Genomic DNA, 1,343 nt, shown 5'->3' with positions numbered 1-1,343 from the left:
CCTTCTTGATCAGCTTGTAGGCCTTGGTCCGGCCGAAACCGCCCCGCTCCAACGCCTTTTTTAACGGAATCAAGTTCCGTTTCCGGCGGGGCTCATCCGTCATCGCAATTGATCCCTCCGGTGCTCGGCTGTTCATCCTGTCCGCCGCCGCAAGTTGGTCCGCTTCGGAGTTCTTTGAGACTAGATACGACGATGCTCATGGAGCATCCAGTCTAAGGTACCGATTACCATCCAATGCCGACAGCATTGGCATCTTCACCATTGGGCAGAGAAGAAAGATCTGCGTCAATTCATTCAATCACGGCTTCGGTCCTTACCCTAGTGAAGGCAAAGGAAGCGTCGAGCATCATGGGACAACTGAAAGAGCCCAGCATCCTTGTGAGCCAGTGAGATCGCAGAAGAACATGGCGATCATTTTCGGTTGACTCGCTTTTTGCGTCATCTTTTAGTGTGTGACAAGTTTGTTCAACGTGTACTAATCGTCCTTAGAAGCCGGCGTGTGCACCGCAGTTCAAAGAATCTATCGAGAACAACTACCGATTGTCGCTTCTTAGAGTCATGTGCTATCCGGAGACGTTGCATGGCAGGAGCGTTGGATCGTAAGGGGCAGGTTAGAATGCGTCCGCTGTCCTTCGATAACCTCTCTGACAGATCCTGATGCCCCGGATTGTCACGGTCAAAACGTAATCTCGAGCGACGGTAGCCTCTAAGCGGCCTCGAGCATTCCGTGGTCTCGATATGAGGCCCCCGGTAGCGGCCGATCAGGATCCGCCGCCCTCCGGCGATTAAGGCCTGCTCCCGTATGCAGCGCCGACTTTAGCTCGATCGCCACACGGATCTTCTCGCGGAATGCGCAAAGGCCTCGAAGATCGCGGGCAGGGCACCGGCTCCTCCCCCGCGGTGATCGTGGTCGACCCGCACGATCCGAGAGTCGAATCGCCAGGCACCCCAGTTCCGCGGCATGCCCCAGGCGGCCACAATCTTGATCACAGAGATCGAAAACTTGAAGGCATGCCCGAATCAAATGACTGAGGAAATGGATATCGAGGCGGTACTTCGGAAGGTACATTCTCGGGGACTGACGGCTATCAAGTTTCTAAGGGCCATTGATTACCCAGATCGCTTTCAACGCTCCCGCGACGTTGGCGCGCATCTCGGCCTCATGCCACGCAAATACGCATCTGGGGAAGCGATCGGAATGGCGCTATTTCGAGGTGCGGCAATGTGATGCTCAGGACCATACTTTACCAGGCAGCGCTTGCACTTCTAACCCGCACCCAGCGTTGGTTGCGGATGGGTGGACTGCCCCGGCCCAGTGAAGATCGGGCCAGTGACGCATGCAT

Annotated in this window: 1 pseudogene; it reads left to right on the top strand. The window is 55.8% G+C overall.

Annotated features, from left to right (window positions below):
- Positions 1 to 961: 961 nt before the first annotated feature.
- Positions 962 to 1,343: pseudogene (locus CQ12_RS47730) on the top strand (transposase); the annotation flags it as partial.

Origin of the sequence: Bradyrhizobium jicamae, assembly GCF_001440395.1 — a bacterium.
Taxonomy (GTDB): domain Bacteria; phylum Pseudomonadota; class Alphaproteobacteria; order Rhizobiales; family Xanthobacteraceae; genus Bradyrhizobium; species Bradyrhizobium jicamae.
This window is presented reverse-complemented; position numbering and strand designations above follow the sequence as displayed.